Origin of the sequence: Pseudarthrobacter phenanthrenivorans, from assembly GCF_036455295.1 — a bacterium.
Lineage (GTDB): Bacteria > Actinomycetota > Actinomycetes > Actinomycetales > Micrococcaceae > Arthrobacter > Arthrobacter phenanthrenivorans_C.
Genome location: NZ_JAYXNX010000001.1, coordinates 1 through 18,835, shown reverse-complemented (window position 1 = coordinate 18,835; position 18,835 = coordinate 1). Strand labels below are relative to the sequence as shown.

The 18,835-nt window shown below is 64.5% G+C and carries 16 protein-coding genes and 1 tRNA gene; 9 read left to right on the top strand and 8 right to left on the bottom strand.

The annotated features are described in order from the left end of the window. Nucleotides 1–15 precede the first annotated feature (15 nt). Complete coding sequence (locus VXJ37_RS00085) at nucleotides 16–552, bottom strand: RidA family protein (RefSeq protein ID WP_331321051.1); 537 nt, start codon at nucleotides 550–552, stop codon at nucleotides 16–18. Between the two features lies 1 nt (nucleotide 553). Further along, complete coding sequence (locus VXJ37_RS00080; protein ID WP_009359196.1) at nucleotides 554–709, bottom strand: DUF4177 domain-containing protein; 156 nt, start codon at nucleotides 707–709, stop codon at nucleotides 554–556. 37 nt (nucleotides 710–746) lie between these two features. Here VXJ37_RS00080 and VXJ37_RS00075 point away from each other — a divergent pair, with 37 nt between their 5' ends. The 5 genes from VXJ37_RS00075 (at nucleotide 747) to VXJ37_RS00055 (ending at nucleotide 8,051) form a co-directional block, all read left to right on the top strand. Then, nucleotides 747–3,104, top strand: coding sequence for a transglycosylase domain-containing protein (locus VXJ37_RS00075; RefSeq protein ID WP_331321050.1), 2,358 nt, complete (start codon nucleotides 747–749; stop codon nucleotides 3,102–3,104). A gap of 6 nt (nucleotides 3,105–3,110) precedes the next feature. After that, complete coding sequence (locus tag VXJ37_RS00070; RefSeq protein ID WP_331321049.1) at nucleotides 3,111–4,055, top strand: metallophosphoesterase; 945 nt, start codon at nucleotides 3,111–3,113, stop codon at nucleotides 4,053–4,055. A gap of 194 nt (nucleotides 4,056–4,249) precedes the next feature. Then, the gene (locus VXJ37_RS00065) at nucleotides 4,250–6,058 is read left to right on the top strand and encodes an ABC transporter ATP-binding protein (RefSeq protein WP_331321048.1); all 1,809 of its coding nucleotides are present in this window, start codon (nucleotides 4,250–4,252) and stop codon (nucleotides 6,056–6,058) included. Next, entirely contained in the window at nucleotides 6,055–7,881 is a 1,827-nt protein-coding gene (locus VXJ37_RS00060; protein WP_331321047.1) for an ABC transporter ATP-binding protein, read from the top strand. Before VXJ37_RS00065 ends, VXJ37_RS00060 begins: the two co-directional genes overlap by 4 nt. A gap of 93 nt (nucleotides 7,882–7,974) precedes the next feature. After that, nucleotides 7,975–8,051, top strand: a tRNA-Pro gene (locus tag VXJ37_RS00055). A 135-nt stretch (nucleotides 8,052–8,186) separates the two neighbouring features. On the opposite strand, the gene VXJ37_RS00050 is transcribed toward VXJ37_RS00055, so the two are convergent. Further along, nucleotides 8,187–8,414, bottom strand: coding sequence for a hypothetical protein (locus tag VXJ37_RS00050; RefSeq protein WP_141945931.1), 228 nt, complete (start codon nucleotides 8,412–8,414; stop codon nucleotides 8,187–8,189). Nucleotides 8,415–8,542: 128 nt separating this feature from the next. On the opposite strand from VXJ37_RS00050, the gene VXJ37_RS00045 reads away from it, so the two are divergent. Further along, nucleotides 8,543–9,808 (top strand): helix-turn-helix domain-containing protein, encoded by a 1,266-nt coding sequence (locus VXJ37_RS00045; protein ID WP_141945930.1) that lies wholly within the window; start codon nucleotides 8,543–8,545, stop codon nucleotides 9,806–9,808. Nucleotides 9,809–9,859: 51 nt separating this feature from the next. On the opposite strand, the gene VXJ37_RS00040 is transcribed toward VXJ37_RS00045, so the two are convergent. Both VXJ37_RS00040 and purD read right to left on the bottom strand, forming a co-directional pair. Further along, on the bottom strand, nucleotides 9,860–10,798 hold the full coding sequence (locus tag VXJ37_RS00040; protein WP_331321046.1) for a phosphoribosylaminoimidazolesuccinocarboxamide synthase: 939 nt from the start codon (nucleotides 10,796–10,798) through the stop codon (nucleotides 9,860–9,862). A 1-nt stretch (nucleotide 10,799) separates the two neighbouring features. Next, nucleotides 10,800–12,116 carry a phosphoribosylamine--glycine ligase gene (gene purD, locus VXJ37_RS00035; protein WP_331321459.1) on the bottom strand — a complete coding sequence of 439 codons (1,317 nt, stop codon included), beginning with the start codon at nucleotides 12,114–12,116 and terminating at the stop codon, nucleotides 10,800–10,802. 99 nt (nucleotides 12,117–12,215) lie between these two features. On the opposite strand from purD, the gene VXJ37_RS00030 reads away from it, so the two are divergent. The 3 genes from VXJ37_RS00030 (at nucleotide 12,216) to VXJ37_RS00020 (ending at nucleotide 15,316) form a co-directional block, all read left to right on the top strand. Then, nucleotides 12,216–13,811 carry a molybdopterin-dependent oxidoreductase gene (locus VXJ37_RS00030; protein ID WP_331321045.1) on the top strand — a complete coding sequence of 532 codons (1,596 nt, stop codon included), beginning with the start codon at nucleotides 12,216–12,218 and terminating at the stop codon, nucleotides 13,809–13,811. A 73-nt stretch (nucleotides 13,812–13,884) separates the two neighbouring features. Beyond that, a complete protein-coding gene (locus tag VXJ37_RS00025; RefSeq protein ID WP_331321044.1) occupies nucleotides 13,885–14,901 on the top strand; it encodes an asparaginase in 1,017 nt (338 codons plus the stop codon). A 37-nt stretch (nucleotides 14,902–14,938) separates the two neighbouring features. After that, complete coding sequence (locus tag VXJ37_RS00020; RefSeq protein WP_331321043.1) at nucleotides 14,939–15,316, top strand: sterol carrier family protein; 378 nt, start codon at nucleotides 14,939–14,941, stop codon at nucleotides 15,314–15,316. Between the two features lie 24 nt (nucleotides 15,317–15,340). Here VXJ37_RS00020 and VXJ37_RS00015 read toward each other — a convergent pair whose 3' ends face one another. From VXJ37_RS00015 to VXJ37_RS00005, 3 genes are read right to left on the bottom strand one after another with little or no spacing between them, the layout of a single operon-like run. Next, nucleotides 15,341–16,102, bottom strand: coding sequence for an SDR family oxidoreductase (locus VXJ37_RS00015; protein ID WP_331321042.1), 762 nt, complete (start codon nucleotides 16,100–16,102; stop codon nucleotides 15,341–15,343). A gap of 13 nt (nucleotides 16,103–16,115) precedes the next feature. Continuing rightward, on the bottom strand, nucleotides 16,116–16,859 hold the full coding sequence (locus tag VXJ37_RS00010; protein ID WP_331321041.1) for an aspartate/glutamate racemase family protein: 744 nt from the start codon (nucleotides 16,857–16,859) through the stop codon (nucleotides 16,116–16,118). Between the two features lie 50 nt (nucleotides 16,860–16,909). Next, the gene (locus VXJ37_RS00005) at nucleotides 16,910–18,478 is read right to left on the bottom strand and encodes an NCS1 family nucleobase:cation symporter-1 (RefSeq protein ID WP_331321040.1); all 1,569 of its coding nucleotides are present in this window, start codon (nucleotides 18,476–18,478) and stop codon (nucleotides 16,910–16,912) included. Nucleotides 18,479–18,835: the final 357 nt, after the last annotated feature.

The following is an 18,835-nucleotide window of genomic DNA, read 5'->3' as shown; positions in this document are numbered from 1 at the left end:
GGGAAGTGTCCGGTCTTAGCTGAATTCGGCGATCAGCTCGACCTCTACGGGAGAGTCGAGCGGAAGAACGGCAACGCCGACGGCGGAACGTGCGTGCTGCCCGGCGTCACCGAGGACGCGGCCAAGCAGCTCCGACGCACCGTTGACGACGGCGGGCTGGCCCGTGAACGACGGGTCCGAGGAAACGAAGCCCACAACTTTGACGATGCGGGTGATCCGGTCGAGGTCTCCGATGACGCTCTTAACGGCGGCCAGGGCGTTGACGGCGCAGACGGCGGCGTATTTCTGGGCATCCTCCGGGGAAACGGTGGGTTCATCCGCGAACCCTTCGGTTCCGGCGGAGACCTTGCCCGTAGCTTCGAGTTTGCCGTTGATGAACGGCAGCTGTCCCGAGGTGTAGACGTGGCTTCCGGAGACCACTGCGGGAACGTAGGAAGCCACCGGGGCGGCTACCTCCGGGAGGGTGATGCCGAGTTCGGCGAGGCGCTGCTCGACCGCGGATACCGGCGCCGTTGCGGCACTGGACTGGGCTTCTGCGGGGGTGGTGCCCATGCTACTGCTTCTCCCTCTTGAGGTAGGCGACAAGGCCGTTGCCGTCGGGTCCCGGGACTACCTGGACGAGCTCCCAGCCGTCCTCTCCCCACTGGTCAAGGATCTGCTTTGTGGCGTGGATAATGAGCGGAATCGTCGCGTACTCCCATTTGGTCATGAGAGAAAGCGTAGCCCTTGCCGGTAAAGTGGAAAACATGGCGACTCGCAACAACCCCTTATTCGACACTGCCACCACACTGGGTAAGATCCTTCTTTTCCTTGGTGTGAGCGCGATTTGCGGTGTCCTCGTAGCGGGCCTGCTGGTCCCCGCCGCGGCCGTCTCCGGCAGCGCGGCGAGCGGTTCAATCAGCTTCTTCGATTCCCTTCCGGCGGAACTGAAGGTCGATCCGCCCAGCCAGACCACACGGATCCTGGCCGCGGACGGCAGCGAGATCGCCAGCGTCTACACGGAGAACCGCACCAAGGTTCCGCTGGACCAGATTTCACCGAACATGAAGAACGCCATCATCGCGGTGGAGGACAGCAGGTTCTACGAGCACGGCGGTGTTGACACCACAGGCATCCTGCGCGCCCTGGTAAGTACGGTGCGCGGCAACAAGCAGGGCGCTTCCACCATTACGCAGCAGTACGTCAACAATGTCCTCAACGCCAACCTTGCGGCCGCCGGCGAAGAGGACCAGATCAAGCTCAACGGTGTGAACAAGGGCGTGGGCGACAAGCTGCGCGAAATGAAGCTCGCCATCGCCCTTGAGAAGGAGTTCAGCAAGGACCAGATCCTTGAGGGCTACCTGAACATCGTCTTCTTCAACCGTGACGCGTACGGCATCGAGGCCGCCTCACGCTACTTCTTCAGCACCACGGCCAAGGACCTGACGCTCCCGCAGGCAGCGCTCCTGGCCGGCCTGGTCAACAGCCCCTCCGCCTTCGACCCCATCACCAATCCCGAGAAGTCCAAGCAGCGCCGGGACCTGGTGCTGGGCCTGATGAAGGACCAGGGCAAGATCACCGCCGACGAATACCAGGCCGCTGTGGCCACACCGGTGCAACCCAAGGTGACGCAGCCCAAGCAGGGCTGTGCCTATGCCGCCACGGCACCCTACTTCTGTGACTACGTTCTCCACTTGCTGGAAAACAACCCGGCCTACGGTGCGGACAAATCGGAACGGCAGCACGTCATTTACGGCGGCGGCCTCACCATCACCACCACTTTGGATCCCAAAGCCCAGGCCACCGCCCAGGAGCAGGTAGCTGCCGCCACCGGGGCAAATCCGGATAAATGGGGCTCCTCGATGGTGTCGGTCCAGCCCGGCACCGGCAAAATCATTTCGATGGCCCAGAACACTACGTTCCTGCCGGGCCAGGGCTTCGATTCCCAGTTGAACTTCAACGTGGACAAGCTGGACAAGGACGGCAACGACCTCAACGGCGTGGGCGGCTTCCAGCCGGGTTCCACAATGAAGCCGTTCACCTTTGCGGAGTGGCTCAATGAAGGCAAGACCATGAACACCGTGGTCAATGCCGCCCAGCGTGTCTATCCGATTGGCTACCCCTGGCGGGACACCTGCGGCAAGGTCAACGGTGCTTACAACACGGCGCAGAAGTCCTTGGGCGCAGCGGATGACCTCCAGAACGCTGAGCCCCAGTGGTACCGTCCGCTGACGGTCCTGGAGGGCCTCTACAACTCCATCAACACGGTGACGTTCGCCTCCGCGGCCCAACTGGACTTCTGTGGAATCCAGAAAATTGCCGATGCCGTAGGACTTCATGGCGGCCTCCCCCAGACGGATGGGAATGGCAACATCGTCCTCGATAACGCAGGCAACATTGCGGATCCCAACCCCAAGGTGGACATGATGACGCTGGGCAACCTGCTGGGCTCCACCCAGACGTCGCCGCTCACCATGGCCAGCGCATTTGCAACCTTCGCGAATGACGGAAAGTACTGCGAACCCATTGCCATCACCTCGGTAGTCGATGGCACCGGCAAACAGCTCCCGGCGCAGTCCAGCAACTGCCGTGACGCCATCAAGCCGGAGGTTGCCCGCGGTGTGAACTACGCGCTGCAGGAAGTGTTGAACAAGGGTTCAGGTTCGCTGATCAGGCCCCGGATCTCCACCAAGACCAGCTTCCCCATTGGCGCCAAGACCGGTACGTCCAACCTCAACGGCTCCACCTGGGTGGTTGGCCACACCACCGGCCTGGCCACCGCGGCCTGGTTCGGCGACCCGCTGGGGGGACAGACACGGGCAGGCCAGAACGTCACGATCAACGGCAAGTTCTACCAGGGCATTGACGGCTATATGATCGCCGGTCCCATGTTCTCCAACTACATGTCCGCGATCGCTCCCGCCTACGGCACCAATCCGTTCCCTGCACCGCCGAGCAACATGGTCAATGGAACTACCCAGACCACCACCCAGGCCCCTGCACCGGCACCGCAGGCAACCCAGGCCCCGCTGCCGACCCCACAGGCCACCCAGGCTCCCGCCACCCAGGCACCGGCTCCCACCAGCAATGGAAACGGAAACGGGAATGGAAAGGGAAACGGCTAAGCACGCATGAACATCGATAGCCTGGCAAGCCGCGCCCGATCGATCGGGCGCGGCTTTGCCGTCACTGCGGGCACCGCAGGCGCGGCCGGACTGGCCGCCCTGGGGTATGGCCTGTGGGAGAAGAACCAGTTCGTCCTCCGCGAGGAGACGCTGCCCATCCTCCCTCCCGGCCGCGCCCCGTTCCGAATCCTGCACCTGAGCGACATCCACTTTGTGCCGGGTCAGCGAAAGAAGGCTGACTGGCTGGGATCGCTGGCGGACCTCCGCCCGGACCTGGTAGTGAACACCGGCGACAACCTCAGCCACATCAAGGCTGTGGACCCGCTCCTGGACGCACTGCGGCCCCTGCTGCAGTTCCCCGGCGTTTTCGTTCCTGGCTCAAACGACTACTTCGCACCCACTCCCAAGAACCCTGCGTCGTACCTGCTTGGGCCGTCCAAGGCGAAGCCGAAGCCGGTTGTCCTGGACTGGGCGCGGCTGCGCTCGGGCTTCGGCATGCGCGGGTGGGTGGACCTGACCAACCGCCATCAGTCGCTGGTCCTGAACGGCATGCGTTTCGATTTCTCCGGGGTGGACGATCCGCACCTGAACCGTGAACGATACGCCGGCTGGCCCCGCGGAACGGTCAGCCAGGACGCGAACGACCACCTCAAGATCGCTGTCATCCACGCGCCCTACCAGCGGGTGCTGGACCACTTCACCGAGAGCGGTGCAGACCTCCTGCTGGCTGGCCACACCCACGGTGGACAGCTGTGCATCCCGGGCTACGGGGCCGTCGTCGCCAACTGCGACCTTCCCACCTGGCGCGCAAAGGGCCTGAACGACTGGTCAACCAACGGCAATACGACGCCGGTCAACGTCTCAGGCGGGATCGGCACCTCACGATTCGCACCGGTCAGGATCGCCTGCAAACCCGAGGCCGTCCTGCTGACCCTTACCTCTGCCGACTGACCTCTTGCTCCATCAGATATGGTCCCCAAAATGGGGTTTTGGGGACCATATCTGATGGAGCATCCCGCATTGCGGTACGCAATAACTGCGCGAGCTGTTCGTGGACCCGGTGATCCATGGGAGTGCTCCCCCTCCATGGCATAGGCTGGCTGCCAGAGGAAAACTAGATTCGTTTTAGAGCTTGAGAAGCGGGCATGGCCAAGCAGACTCCATTCTTTCGATCCATCAGCCGTCTTTATCCGCACGTCCGGCCCATCATCCCCAGGCTCCTGATGGGGCTTCTGAGCGCACTCCTGGCAAGCGTGGTGGCCCTGACCATTCCGCAGGTGCTGCGCGTCCTGGTCAACACGGCGCTCCAGCCGGGCGGAACACCCCAGGCTCTCTGGACGTCCACAGGCGTCGTCCTGGTGCTGGGCATCGCAGAGGCAGGGCTGGTGGCTCTGCGCCGGCAATTCGTCATTAACCCCGCAACCACCGTGGAGACCCGAATGCGGGTCTCCCTTTACGACCATCTGCAGGAATTGACGGTCTCCTTCCACGACCGGTGGGGGTCCGGCCAGTTGCTGTCCCGGGCCATGACGGATTTGAACTTCCTGCGCCGATGGATGGCCTTCGGCGCCATCATGCTGGTGGTCACCACGCTCACCGTGATCATCGGGATCGTGGCCATGTTCGCCATGAGCTGGCAGTTGGCGCTGATCTTCCTCGCTGCCGCCGTTCCCATCACCATCAACAGCTTCCGGTTCCGCACCCGCTTCAGCAAGGTTGCCCGGCGCAGCCAGGACCAGGCCGGCGACCTTGCCACCACCGTGGAGGAATCCGTCCACGGCATCCGCGTGCTCAAGGCTTTCGGGCGCAGCCGGGAGGCCCTGGAGAACTTCAATGAGCAGGCCGAGGAGCTGCGCCAGATCGAGATCGCCAAGGCGCGCCACCAGGCAACATTCACCATGGTGGTAACCCTGCTTCCTGAGCTTGCGCTGGGGACCGCGCTGGTGGTGGGCGTCATGCTCTGCGCCGGCGGCCAGCTGAGCATCGGTGCCCTGGTGGCGTTCTTCGCCACCGCGGCAGTCATTGCCTCCCCCGTGGAATTCTCCGGCATGCTGCTGGCCATGGCGCTCACGGCGAAGACCGCCGTCGACCGCCACTACGAAGTGATGGATACCCTGAACACCATCACCAGCCCCGCCGAACCCCGCCGTCCCGCGCAACTCTCAGGCGCGCTCCGCTTCGACAAAGCAACGTTCGCCTTCGAGGACGCGCCGGACAAGCCCATCCTCAAGGACATCAGCCTGGACATCTTTCCCGGCGAAACCATGGCCTTGGTGGGCATCACCGGCAGCGGCAAGAGCGCGCTGATCCAGTTGGTGCCACGCCTGTATGACGTCACCACCGGCGCCATCACCATCGACGGCGTGGACATCCGGGACTTCGACGTCGACGAGCTGCGCAGCATCGTGGCTGTGGCTTTCGAGGACACCACGCTCTTCTCCAATTCCGTGCGGGACAACGTCCTGCTGGGCGCGCCGGTCCGGACGGAGGAGGTGCTGGACGAAGCCCTCGATGTGGCGCAGGCGCACTTCGCGTATTCCCTCCCGGAGGGCGTGGACACACTGATCGGCGAGGAAGGCCTGAGCCTGTCCGGCGGCCAGCGGCAGCGCATTGCCCTGGCCCGTGCCATCGCTGCCCGCCCGCGCGTCCTGGTCCTGGACGATCCCCTGTCCGCCCTGGACGTCCACACCGAGGAGTTGGTGGAAGCCCGCCTGCGCGAAGTACTGAGGGACACCACCACCCTGATTGTCGCGCACCGGCCGTCCACGGTGGCCCTGGCCGATCGCGTGGCACTGCTGGAGGACGGCCGCATCACCGCCGTCGGAACGCACACAGAGCTGCTGGCGCACAACCAGCACTACCGCTACGTCATCGCCAGCCTGGAGCGGGAGCCCCGGGACCTGGACTCCGAACTGTCGGCGCTTGAGGACCATGCTGAGGAAGTGACCCGATGAGCACCGCGACGTTTGGCACCGCCAATGAAGACAACGCCCACCTCAGCAAGAGTGACAGCAGGGCAGTACGACGGCGGTCGCTCGCCCTGCTGGGCTCGCTGATCCGCCCGGTGCGCGTGCGGTTCTGGCTGACCCTCGCCATGGTGGTCCTCTCCCAGGCCACCAGGGTAGCCGGGCCGGCCTTGATTGCATTCGGCATCGACCACGCCTTGCCGGCCCTCCGGTCGGGGAACAACTTCCCACTGGTGCTCACCGGTGCCGCCTACCTTTTGGCGGCCGTTGCGACGGCGGGACTCACCGCCCTGTACGTCACTTCCACCGCCCGGCTCAGCCAGGCGATGCTGCTGGACCTGCGGGTGCGCGTCTTCAGGCACACGCAGCGGCTCAGCCTGGAGTTCCACGAGAAGTACACTTCCGGCCGCATCATCGCGCGGCAAACCTCGGACCTGGAGGCGCTCCGCGAACTCCTCGATTCCGGGGTGAGCTCGCTCGCCTCGGGAATCCTGTTCATGGCCTTCACAGCAGTCACTATTTTTGCCCTGGACTGGCGCAGCGGCCTGCTGGTACTGGCGGCGGGCGTCCCCATGTTCTTCCTCTCCCGCTGGTACCAGAAGCGCTCACAGATCGCCTTCCGCGAATCCCGCGTGGTGTCTGCCCGCCTGATTGTGCATTTCGTGGAGACCATGACCGGCATCCGTGCCGTCAAGGCCTTCCGGAAGGAGAAGGAAAACTCGCAGCGGTACGGGAAGCTCGCAGAGGACTACCGGCTGGTCACGGTCCGCTCCATCAACCTCAACGGGATCTTCCAGCCCGGCCTGGTGCTGATCGGCAACGTCTGCGTTGCGCTGGTGCTGCTCTTCGGCGGCTTTCGGGTGCTGGGCGGTGACCTCGCCGTCGGCGTCCTTCTGGCCCTCATCCTTTCCACCAAGCGGTTCTTCCAGCCCGTTGACCAGATGGCCATGTTCTACAACTCTTTCCAAAGCGCGCAGGCAGCCTTGGAAAAGGTCTCGGGCCTGCTCGAAGAAGTACCCACCGTCCGGCCACCGAGGAACCCTGTCGCCCTGCCCACCGCCGCGGGCCGGATCGACTTCAACGACGTGGAATTCCGCTACGGCGACGGACCCCTGGTGGTGCCCCGCCTGAACCTGCACATCCCGGCCGGCCAGACCATGGCGCTAGTGGGGCAGACCGGCGCAGGAAAATCCACGCTGGCCAAACTGATCGCCCGGTTCTATGACGTCACGTCCGGCACGCTCACCCTGGACGGCGTTGACCTCCGCGACCTGGCCACCAGCGACCTCCGCCGGAACATCGTCATGGTCACGCAGGAAGCGTTCCTGTTCAGCGGTTCCGTGGCGGACAACATTGCCCTGGGCCGGCCGGACGCCTCCCGCGCGGAGATTGAGGAGGCCGCCAAGGCGGTGGGCGCCCACGAATTCATCCTGGAACTCCCGGAAGGCTACGACACCGACGTCAACAAGCGCGGCGGCCGGGTTTCCTCCGGGCAGCGGCAGCTGATCAGCTTCGCCAGGGCTTTCCTGGCGCGGCCGGCGGTCCTGATCCTGGACGAGGCCACATCCTCCCTGGACGTCCCCTCGGAGCGGCTGGTGCAGGCCGGCCTGGCCCGGCTGCTGGCGGGAACGGAAGCTGCACGGCGAACAGCGCTGATCATTGCCCACCGCCTGTCAACGGTGGAGACGGCGGACAGGGTCCTCGTCGTGCATGACGGACGGATCGTGGAGGACGGCACCCCGGAAGAGTTGATCGGTGGCGGCGGCCGGTTCGCGGACCTGCACGGTGCTTGGAAGGATTCGCTGGTGTGAACCGGCGGCCGGCGGCGTGCCGGTTCACTGGGCCACGATTTCGCATCGGAGCCTGGAATCGGCTATCCTTGTAAAGTTGCTTTTGCAGCGGATCGGGATGTAGCGCAGCTTGGTAGCGCGCTTCGTTCGGGACGAAGAGGTCGCAGGTTCAAATCCTGTCATCCCGACCATAATGAAAAAGAGGGTCTCCTTGGAGGCCCTCTTTTTTCGTCCTCCAGTGACGCGTCTTCCCTTGGCCTTAAAGGGAAAAGCCCCGGAGCTGTTGCTCCGGGGCCTACCCTCGCCTCCCGATGTGAGGAAGCTGTTTATGCAGGATCGGGCCAGTTGCCGATGTAGGTGATGACGGTTGTGTCGGTGGTAGTGGTCTTCTTGTCCTTCTTGACCTTCGCGGAAGCGGGGTCAGGCCAGTTGCCAATGGCTACCGACGTACCCGAATTATCGGCGACGGAACCTGAAGCCAGGACAGCCGGAGCTGCCGCAGAAAAAGCCAGGGCCCCAGCCAAGGCGGCCGCGGTTGCGATCTTCTTCAACATATAAGTTCCTCAATACGAGTCGGATTCGTTACAAAGCCAGCACTGTCCTTGTTGACACACATTGTAAAATATTTTCCACAGGGCCTGTCAAGCATTCGGCGGCCCCAGTGTCCAGAAGGAGGAAACGCGTGGGCAACGGATTCGGAGAAAAGCTCCGGGCGGAGCGCCTTGAGCGTGGACTGACACAGGCCGAACTGGGCAAGGACCTGTATTCACCCAGCTACATTTCGCTTCTAGAGACCGGCCGCCGTGAACCGACGGCTGAAGTTATCGAAGAACTCGCCCGCAGGCTGGAGTTGGCACCCAAGGCACTGGAGGCTTGGAGCCAGCCAATTTCAGTTAGCGACGCCGAATATGTCCTGGCCGGGCTCTACGCCCGTCAGGCCTGGGACCTGCGTGACTACCCGCTGGCTGCCAGCCATGCTGCGAACGCGGCGCAAATTGCGCTGGACGGCAAGAACACCAGCGCCTGGTGGAACATGACCTACATGCAGGCCGAGTGCCTCATGAAACAGGGTGACCTCCAGGAATGCCGGAAGATCATCGAACGCCTCATTGAGCACCCCATGGCAACGGAGTCCGTTGGTCTTGGCGTCCGCGCCCGCCAAATGCTTGCCGCGGTTTGCCACGGCCAAGGCCAGCTGTCTGTTGCTGTGGAGCATGCGCTGGAAGCCGTCAGGCTGTCCGCCGGCCTCCCCCGGGGTTCAACCGTCCTCATCGGCGCACACCGCATCCTGATCGGTGCCCTGGCTGAAAGCGGACGGCTGGATGAGGCGTGGAAGTACTGCCAGGCCCTGCTCGATCAGGTGGACGAACATTCCATGTCCCAGCTCGCCGGCGAAGTCGCTTGGGTCATCGGCAACGTGGCTTTCATGCGGCACGACTACACGGAAGGCGTCAGGCATCACGAGCGGGCAGCGAGGTTGCTTTCCCCTGCCAATGATATTGAGCTGTGGGCGCGCTTCAACAAGGCGTCGGCAGCTGTCCGGCTTTCATCGGGCATCGTCGAGCCGGAGACGCTGGCAGCCATCGAACGGGCAGAACTGGCTTTCTCCATCGTTGGCGGAACCAAGAGCGACGAACTGGAAGTGGCCTTCATCCGGGCCCGCTGGCTGTATTTGACCGGGGATATTGTCGCAGCCGTAGAGAAGTTGCGGGAGATCCACACAGAGCGTGACGCGCTGGGCAAGCACACGGCGGGTGAGGTCTCGCTCCTGCTGGGCAAGTCACTCAAGGCCGCAGGCGACACGGATGAAGCACTGGTGCACCTCGAAGAAGCCCAAAAGGCCTTCGCCACCGCCGGCGCACAGGACCGGGTCCAGCAAGCGCTCGACGCGATCCTTGAGATCAAGTTGGCGCAGAAACGGGCCGCGGCCGCTGCCAAGGCCAGCTGACCAAAAAGCCAGGTAGGCGCGGAGGCCGCGCCTACCTGGCTTTGGTGTGGTCTACGAAAACGTCTTGCCGGTGATCTTTTCGTACGCCTCGACGTACCGGCTGCGCGTGCGCTCCACTACGTCCGCGGGCAGCGCCGGCGGCGGGTTGTCAGAGGCTTTGTCCCAACCGGAATCCGGCGAGGTCAGCCAGTCCCGCACATACTGCTTGTCATAGGACGGCTGGGCCTGGCCCGGCTTGTAGGTTGCGGCATCCCAGAAACGCGAGGAATCGGGGGTCAGCACCTCGTCCCCCAGCGTGATGGATCCGGACACGGCGTCATACCCGAACTCCACCTTGGTGTCGGCCAAAATGATGCCGCGCTCCCGGGCGATCTTTTCCGCCGTCGTGTAGATCTTTAGCGTCAGCTCGCTCAGTCGGGCGGCGATGTCGTCCCCCACGAGCGCCACTACGGCGTCGTAGGTGATGTTCTCGTCGTGCTCACCGATCAGCGCCTTGGCGGACGGTGTGAAGATGGCGTGCTCCAGCCGCGAACCGTCCACCAGGCCTTCGGGCAGCGGGATGTTGCAGACGGTCCCGGAAGCTTTGTATTCCTGCAGCCCGGATCCCGTCAGGTAGCCGCGGGCGATGCATTCCACCGGGAACATGTCCAGCTTCTTGCAGATCATGGCCCGGCCCACAACCTCGGCAGGCACGCCGTCCTCCGCCGTGGAACCAAGCACGTGGTGTTCCACGCCCAACTGGTCGAACCACCAGAGGCTCAACTGCGTCAGGATGCGTCCTTTGTCCGGGATTTCGCTGGAGAGCACGTGGTCGTAGGCACTGATACGGTCGCTGGCCACCACCAGGACGCAGTCCTGGCCCAGGCGCTGCACGATTGACGCGTCAGAGGGCTCGTAAAGGTCGCGGACCTTGCCGGAGTAGACGTGCGTCCAACCAGCCAGCTCAAGGGTTTCCGTGGCGTAGCCGCGGTTCTGGGAAGTTTCACTCATGTCAGGCCTTTGCTTTCACGATGGGCAGCGAGCCCGTGGCGCCATAGGGCACCTTGATTTCGCCGCGTGCGGCCTTGCGGGCGATGTCACTGCGGAATTGCGAGCCGTCCAACTGGACAAGCTCCACGCCGTCGTACGCCTTTTCGCGCGCCTCCACCAGGTCGCTGCCCAAGGCAACGACGGCCAGGACGCGGCCGCCGGCGGAAACCACTTTGCCGTCCCCGTCCAGGGCGGTCCCGGCGTGGATGACGTGCACGCCGTCGAGGGCTTCCACTTTCTTGAGCCCGCGGATCCGGCCACCGGTGCGGGGCGTGCCCGGGTAGTTCTCCGCGGCCACGACGACGGCGACGGCGGACTCCTTGGCCCAGCGCAGCTCTTCTGCCTTGTCCAGTTCGCCCTTGGCAGCAGCCATCAGCAGTGCACCGAGGGGGGTCTTGAGCCGCGCCAAAACGGCCTGCGTTTCGGGGTCGCCGAAGCGGACGTTGAATTCGATGACGCGGGTGCCGCGCGATGTGAGCGCCAGCCCGACGAACAGCACGCCGACAAAGGGGGTTCCACGGCGGGCCATCTCGTTGACGGTGGGCTGGGCCACCCGGTCAAGGACTTCCTGCACCAGGCCTTCGGGGGCCCACTCAAGCGGGGTGTAGGCGCCCATGCCACCGGTATTGGGGCCCTCGTCATTGTCGAAGATGCGCTTGAAATCCTGGGCAGGGGAGAGTGCCACGGTGTTCTGGCCGTCGCACAGGACAAACAGGGAAACTTCCGGTCCGTCCAGGAACTCCTCGATAACGACGGATCCGCCGGCATCGAAACAGGACTGGGCGTGGGGCAGGGCTTCGTCGCGGTCCTTGGTGACCACCACGCCCTTGCCGGCGGCCAGGCCGTCGTCCTTCACCACGTACGGTGCACCGAAGGTATCCAGGGCCGACGCTGCTTCGTCTGCGTTGGTGGCAACCATGGCCATCGCCGTGGGAACGCCGGCCTCCGCCATGACCTCTTTCGCGAATGCTTTTGAGGCCTCGAGCTGCGCGGCGGCCTTGCTGGGACCGAAGACGGGAATGCCCGCTTCCCGGACAGCATCCGACACGCCTGCTGCCAGCGGAGCCTCGGGGCCCACCACCACAAGGTCAACGCCGAGCCGTGTTGCCAGCTCCGCTACAGCCTCGGGATCGTTGCCGTTGATGTTGTAAGTGGGGACCAGCTTGCTGATGCCGGCATTGCCCGGCGCCGCGTGGACCTCGGACACGTTCGGGTCGGCAAGCAGGGAGCGGACAATGGCGTGTTCGCGGCCTCCGGGGCCAATGACGAGTACCTTCACAGTCTCCAAGGGTACTTTGTGCACCCTTCCCGCTCCTAAGCTGTGTCCTTCCCCTGCCCTCCGGTCAATCCGGGTCGCCTGCCGCTCCGAACCATACACATGACAAAGCTTCGGAACAGGATTACCGGCCCCGCCGCCTTGGCCGCGCTGGCAGGCGTGGTGGCGGCCGCCGTCGTGCTTGCCGTTGCGGAGCTGATCGGCGCGTTCTTCACTGCCAGGGCAACCCCGTTGTTCGCCCTGGGATCAACGTTCATTGACTTCACGCCGCCCAAGCTGAAGGACTTTGCGGTCACCACGTTCGGCACCAACGACAAGGCTGCGCTGTTCGTGGGGATGGGGCTGACCATTGCGATACTGGCCTGCGTCCTTGGCGTGGTTGCCTACCGGAAGTGGGTGCTGGGCGTTCTGGGGGTCCTGTTCATGGGGGCGGTGATCGTTGCCTGCGTGGTAACCCGCGCCGGTGTCAGCGCAGTGGACGCGATCCCGTCCGTGCTGGGGACCCTCGCCGGGCTGGTGGTCCTGCGCGTGCTTATGGCGCCCCTGTGGCGGTTGAAAGAAACCAAGCCCTGGCCGGAGTCGCCGGCGGACCAGGCAGCCGACGACGACGCGCGGCAGCAGGGCGCCGGCACCAGCCGCCGGAATTTCTTCACAGCCGCCGGGATCAGTGCTGTGGCCGCCGGCGTCGCTGCGACGGGCGGCCGGCTGCTCGGGGCCGCCCGCAACAACGTCGCCAAGGCGCGCGAAGCGCTATCGCTGCCGGTGCCCGCCAAGCCCGCAGCCGCGGTGCCGGCAGGCGTCCAGTCCCCTGTGCCGGGGGTTACGCCGTGGCTGACGCCCAATAACGAGTTCTACCGGATCGACACGGCCCTGAGCGTTCCGGAAATCAACGTTGACGACTGGGAGCTGCGGGTCCACGGGCTGGTGGAGCAGGAAGTAACGCTCAGGTTCAAGGACCTGCTGGACGCCCAACTGATCGAATCACACGTGACCCTTACCTGCGTGTCCAACCCGGTGGGCGGCAACCTGGCAGGAAACGCCAAGTGGCTGGGCCTGCCCATCCGCGAGGTGCTGGCCCGCGCCAAGCCGAAAGACGGTGCCGACATGGTGTTGTCCACCTCCATCGACGGGTTCAGCGCCTCCACGCCCCTTGAGGTCCTGCAGGACGGCCGCGACGCCATGCTGGCCATCGGCATGAACGGTGAGCCGCTTCCGCTGGAGCACGGCTACCCGGTGCGGATGGTGGTCCCCGGGCTCTACGGATTCGTCTCCGCCACCAAATGGGTGGTGGACCTGGAGGTCACCCGCTTCGCCGACAACAAGGCGTACTGGACCAACCGCGGCTGGTCCGAGCGCGGCCCCATCAAGACCATGGCGCGCGTGGAAGTGCCCAAGTCCTTCGCCAAAGTTCCGGCAGGGAAAGTCGCGGTGGGCGGCACCGCATGGGCTCAGACCCGGGGCATCGCCAAAGTGGAGATCCAGATCGACAACGGCGACTGGGTGGAAACCACCCTTTCCACCGAAGCCTCCACGGTCACCTGGCGCCAGTGGTCCTATGAATGGGATGCCACGCCCGGCCCGCACTACATCAAAGTGCGCGCCACTGACGGCACCGGTGAGGTCCAGACGGACAAGCGCGCCGATCCCGTTCCCGACGGCGCCTCCGGCTGGCAGTCCGTGATGGTCACCGTGCAGTAGGTGGTCGGGGTCAGCAGGTGGTCGTGTTCAGAGGATCCCCGTGCGGTAGCGGGCTGGCCCATAGACTGGCGGTATGCCGCATAATCCGCATGCAACCTTCACCGTGGACTCCGCCGTCGAACTGGCCGTGATCGAACGCAGCGGCTTTGTGGAGTCGCGCCATATTGGTTCCGCAGTCCTCATGTCCGCCGATGGGTCGGTCGTCACCGAGCTGGGCGACATCAATACCCCCATCTACGCCCGGTCCACGCTGAAACCGTTCCAGGCGCTGGCGTCCATGCAGTCCGGAGTTCCGCTGCGCGGCGCGCAGGTGGCCATCGCCTGCGGTAGCCATACTGGTTCGCTGGACCACATGGACGTGGTGGCCGGGATGCTCAAGGCAGCCGGAGTGCGTGAAGACCAGTTGCAGTGCCCTGAGGCGTGGCCGCAGGATGAATCGGCGCGGAACTGGCTGGTCCGCTCGGAAAAGGGCAAGTCGCGGCTGGCATACAACTGTTCCGGCAAGCACGCAGCGTTTCTTTGGGCCTGCACGGAGAACGGGTGGGACACGCACAGCTACCTGGAGCCGAACCACCCCTTGCAGCAGCGGGTCCGCACCGTTGTCGAGGAATACACCGGTGAAAAGATCGCGCACCTGGGGATCGATGGCTGCGGCGCGCCCGTGGCAGCCGTATCCCTGAAGGGACTGGCCAGGGCGTACTCGCAGCTGGCCAAGGCTCCGGGCGACCAGAGTTTCAGTGCCCGCGCCGCCACTATCGCCACCTCAATGCTTGACTACCCATGGGCAGTCCAGGGCCAGGGCGAAGCCAACACCGTGGTGATGGACGAGCTGGAGATCATCGCCAAATTCGGTGCCGAGGGTGTCCTGGCCATGGCCACGCCGCAGGGTGTTTCCGTGGCCGTCAAGATCCTGGACGGCAACGTCCGTGCCACATCGCTCGTTGCCCTGACCCTTCTGGCTGCGGCGGGGGCCGTCGAGATTCCCGGCGTGGCCAGCGCACTTGAAAAGGTGGTGGAACCTGTACTCGGCGGCGGCCGCCCCGTGGGCAAGATCCGGCTGGGCCCGGCGGTTTCGGCGCTTCTGGACTGACACTTACCTCCCCGATGCAAAAGGAAACACTGAACGCATGGCCGTAGCCCGCCGTCGTATTGACATCCAGGAAGGCAAAGCAGCGCTGAAGGCCTGGCTGGAAGCTGCCCAACCGCCGTCGGACACGCCCCCGCCGCGCACCGTCCTGGCAACTGCAGTGCGGTACTCCCTTGAGGAGCTGACCGCGCGTGCCCCGGGAAACTCGGTGGAAGTCCGCGTGCCCCCGTTTGGCGTCACCCAGTGCGTGGAGGGGCCGCGGCACACGCGCGGCACCCCGCCCAACGTGATTGAGTGCGACGCCGCCACCTGGCTCGCCATGGTCACTGGCAGGATTGACTGGGCAGACGCAGTCGCGGCCGGCAAGGTTGCGGCGTCGGGGCTGCGTGCCGACCTCTCGGCCCTGCTCCCGCTGTAGGCCGCGCCTTTCCCCTTTGCCTGCCTACCCGCGGCCGATGAATGGCATGCCGGCCGCGGTGACCACCACCGAGCCCACGCTGGCCGTTGCCGGCATGTTCGCCATCATCAGCACTGCCCGCGCCGCGTCCGCTACCGGGAACATCGGTTCCACCTTCCGGCTGCCGTCCGCCTGCAGCGCCCCCGAGCCCACGCCGATGGTGTCCATGATCTCCGTGGCGGTGTTGCCGATATCAATCTGCCCGCAGGTGATGCCGAATTGGCGGCCGTCCAGTTCGATGCTCTTGGTCAGGCCTGTCATGGCGTGTTTGGTGACCGTGTATGCCACCGTCCGCGGCCGGGGAGAGTGGGCCGAGATGGAGCCGTTGTTGATGATCCGGCCGCCTTGGGGCTCCTGCGCCTTCATGGTCCGGACCGCCTCGGCGGCGCACAGCATGGACCCGGTGAGGTTCACAGCCAGGGTGGCATTCCAGTCCGCCAGGCTGATCTCGTCAACGCTGGCTGCGGGGCCGAACACGCCCGCGTTGTTGAACAGCACGTCCACACACCCCCACTGCTGCAGCGCCGTCCGGAAGAGGCGTTCGACGTCGTCGGGCCGGGTGACATCGCAGGGCACCACGAGCGCGTCCGGATGGCCGTCAGCCGTTTCCTTGAGCTGTGCCTCCCGGCGTCCGGCCAGCACCACGCGGTAGCGGTCGGCCAGCATCTGCCGGGCAACCTCCCGGCCGATGCCGGACCCGGCCCCGGTGACGACGGCGACTCTTGCAGTGGGAGCGGGGATGTCCATTCTGTCTCCTGGCTTAGGTCTGTGCCGGCACAGCCGGCTTGTTCAGCGGCCAGCCTATGACGGTCTTGGGCCGGGGCGCAGCGAACGTCCGCACCTTTGAGGTGGAAAGCCGCATCCGCACCAGGGATTCGGCGATCGTTACCGCGGACGCCACGCCGTCCACCACGGGGACGCCGGCCCGCTGCCGGATCTGCTCGTCCAGGCCGGCCATCCCGCCACAGCCGAGCACAATAACCTCGGCCTTGTCCTGGGTGACGGCAAGCATCGCCTGGTTGATGATGGCTTCCACTGCCCGTTCGGGTTCCTCCTCGAGTTCCAGCACCGCCATGCCGCTGGCCCGCACGGAAGCGCACCTCGCATCCAGTCCGGCGAGCTTCAGCCGGTCCTCGATGAGGGGAACCGTCCGGTCCAGGGTGGTAACAACCGAATACTTGTGCCCCAGGAACATGGCGGTGCTGGCCGCGGCCTCGGTAATGTCCACTACCGGCACGTCCAGCAGCTCCTGCAACCCTTCGCGGCCGTGCTCGCCGTAGCCGGCCTGGATGACGGCGTCAAAGGGCTCGGGGTAGGAGCTGACGGCATCCATGACGGCGATGGCAGCCAGGTAGCTTTCAAAATTCCCCTCGCAGGAGTCAGCCCCGAACCTCGGGGTGACGCCGATGATCTCTGTGCCGTGAGCAGCCACACTGCGGGCCGAAGCGGCGATCGAGTCCGTCATCGACGAAGTGGTGTTTACGTTTGCGACGAGTATGCGCATGGGAAGGTCCTTAGTGCTGCGGTGCCTGTCTGGCCGCTTACGGGTTGGGCTTAGTGTGTGCTGACGAGGGCGATGGCCTCGCCGTCGTGGTCTTCAAGCCGTTGGTTGCGGTCGGCAATGAAGAAGTACAGTGCCGCGGCGATGCCGGCCGCAAAGAACCAGGCGAAGGGCGCTGCGGCGGCGAGTCCGGGGACGAAGGCGATGAGCAGAGCCAGGACCGCGGCCGGAACCATGGCGAAAATTGCCCTGGGGTTCACGCCCTTCCTGTAGAAGTACGCGCCGTGCGGGGAGGCCGTGTAGAGCTCCGGCACGTTGACCTTGCCGCGGCGGATCAGCCAGTAGTCGGCCATGACGACGCCGAACAGCGGGCCAAGCAGCGCACCGAGCCCCCCGAGGAAGTACACGATGACCAGCGGGTTGTTGTAGAGGTTCCAGGGCAGGATTACCAGTCCGATGGTCGCGGAGACCATCGCCGCCTTGCGGAAGTTCAGCCGCTTGGGGAACAGGTTGGTCAGTGCGTAGACAGGGGCCACGAAGTTGGCCATCAGGTTCACCGCGATGGTGAGGATCAGCAAAGCCAAGCAGGCCAGGACCAGGAAGAGCGTGTTGGGGATGGTCTGGACGATGTCCGAGGGGCTCTTGATGATGGTGCCGTTGATCTTGAACTGCCCGCCCGCCATGACTACTACGATGGCGCCGAAGACCAGCATATTGATGGGGATGCCCCAGAAGTTGCCGCGGACAACCGCCTTCTTGGAGACCGCCGAGCGGGTGAAGTCGCAGAAGTTCAGGACGAAGGTGCCGTAGATGGAGACCCAGAGCGCGCCGCCGGCGAAGATGGTAAGCCACATTTCCGGCCCCTCGAGCGCTTTATTGGAGGACCAGGCGATGGTTCCCCCTGCCTCGACGAAGATCCAAATGGCCATCGCGGCCATGGTGGCGAGGATGACCGGGCCGGCGAAGGCCTCGTATTTGCGGATCATTTCCATGCCGAAGCTGACAATGACCAATTGGACTACCCAGAGGGCCACGAATGCCATCCATCCCAGGGTGGAAAGGCCCAGGATGGAGTCCTTGTCCAAATCCGCCAGGGCAGGGAACATGGCCACGAGCATCACGCGGAACACCACGGAAGCAAGGTAAGTCTGGATGCCGAACCAGGCCACGGCCACTGCACCGCGGAGGAGGCTGGCAATCTGGGCGCCCCTGATACCGAAGCTGATGCGGCTCATCACCGGAAAAGGAACGCCGGTCTTGACGCCCATGAAACCGGAGAGCGTCAGGAGGCCGAAGAGCAGGGCGGCGCCGATGCCCAGCGCCATGAGGATCTGCCACCCGCCCAGCCCAAGTGCGAACAGGCCGATGGCGAAGGCGTAGTTCCCCAGGCTATGCACGTCGTTCGCCCACAGGGTGAAGATGCTGTAGCTGGTCCAGCTGCGGCCCGCGCGCTTGGTGGGGGCCAGGTCTGCGTTGTACAGGGAAGGGCTGATGTCTTTACCGGAGGCTGCGCTGGCTGTTTCGCAGAGCGCTTCGACGCTGCCTGGCAGGTGGGACGGAGCTACTGACGGCACTGTCAGGCCCTGCTCCGCAGCAACGCCCGCGGTTGGAGGGGTTTGCATAAGGGTCTCAATTCGTTGGGGATTCCGCGGTGGTGAGGCCAGCTGGACGCTGTTTCTGTTATTCCACATTGCGGAATCAAGATATTGAATAGTGAAATAAGAGTATGACTTGGGTCACTGCCCAGTCAAGCAGTGCACCCGCTGCGCGGCGGTCACAATGCGTTGATAGCGGGGCCGGGGCGATAGTCCGCGCCCGGGTGGCGGTCATCACGTTGACCGCAACCCACTTCTCTACCTAATCTCGTCTAGCAATAATGTTTTCTCACAATATGAAAACAAGAGCCCTAGCATTCAAAGATGAAAAGAGGCTGCCGTGGCTGCAGGAGAAGATACCTCCCATATCCTCAGCGGGTTGAC

What these genes read in the sequence shown, in the direction of transcription:
- VXJ37_RS00060 (WP_331321047.1), top strand. Translation starts at nt 6,055, where the DNA reads ATGAGCACCGCGACGTTTGGCACCGCCAATGAAGACAACGCCCACCTC.
- VXJ37_RS00075 (WP_331321050.1), top strand. Translation starts at nt 747, where the DNA reads ATGGCGACTCGCAACAACCCCTTATTCGACACTGCCACCACACTGGGT.
- VXJ37_RS00040 (WP_331321046.1), bottom strand. Translation starts at nt 10,798, where the DNA reads ATGAGTGAAACTTCCCAGAACCGCGGCTACGCCACGGAAACCCTTGAG.
- VXJ37_RS00010 (WP_331321041.1), bottom strand. Translation starts at nt 16,859, where the DNA reads ATGCGCATACTCGTCGCAAACGTAAACACCACTTCGTCGATGACGGAC.
- VXJ37_RS00065 (WP_331321048.1), top strand. Translation starts at nt 4,250, where the DNA reads ATGGCCAAGCAGACTCCATTCTTTCGATCCATCAGCCGTCTTTATCCG.
- VXJ37_RS00020 (WP_331321043.1), top strand. Translation starts at nt 14,939, where the DNA reads ATGGCCGTAGCCCGCCGTCGTATTGACATCCAGGAAGGCAAAGCAGCG.
- VXJ37_RS00070 (WP_331321049.1), top strand. Translation starts at nt 3,111, where the DNA reads ATGAACATCGATAGCCTGGCAAGCCGCGCCCGATCGATCGGGCGCGGC.
- VXJ37_RS00080 (WP_009359196.1), bottom strand. Translation starts at nt 709, where the DNA reads ATGACCAAATGGGAGTACGCGACGATTCCGCTCATTATCCACGCCACA.
- VXJ37_RS00030 (WP_331321045.1), top strand. Translation starts at nt 12,216, where the DNA reads ATGACAAAGCTTCGGAACAGGATTACCGGCCCCGCCGCCTTGGCCGCG.
- VXJ37_RS00015 (WP_331321042.1), bottom strand. Translation starts at nt 16,102, where the DNA reads ATGGACATCCCCGCTCCCACTGCAAGAGTCGCCGTCGTCACCGGGGCC.
- VXJ37_RS00050 (WP_141945931.1), bottom strand. Translation starts at nt 8,414, where the DNA reads ATGTTGAAGAAGATCGCAACCGCGGCCGCCTTGGCTGGGGCCCTGGCT.
- VXJ37_RS00085 (WP_331321051.1), bottom strand. Translation starts at nt 552, where the DNA reads ATGGGCACCACCCCCGCAGAAGCCCAGTCCAGTGCCGCAACGGCGCCG.
- VXJ37_RS00025 (WP_331321044.1), top strand. Translation starts at nt 13,885, where the DNA reads ATGCCGCATAATCCGCATGCAACCTTCACCGTGGACTCCGCCGTCGAA.
- VXJ37_RS00005 (WP_331321040.1), bottom strand. Translation starts at nt 18,478, where the DNA reads ATGCAAACCCCTCCAACCGCGGGCGTTGCTGCGGAGCAGGGCCTGACA.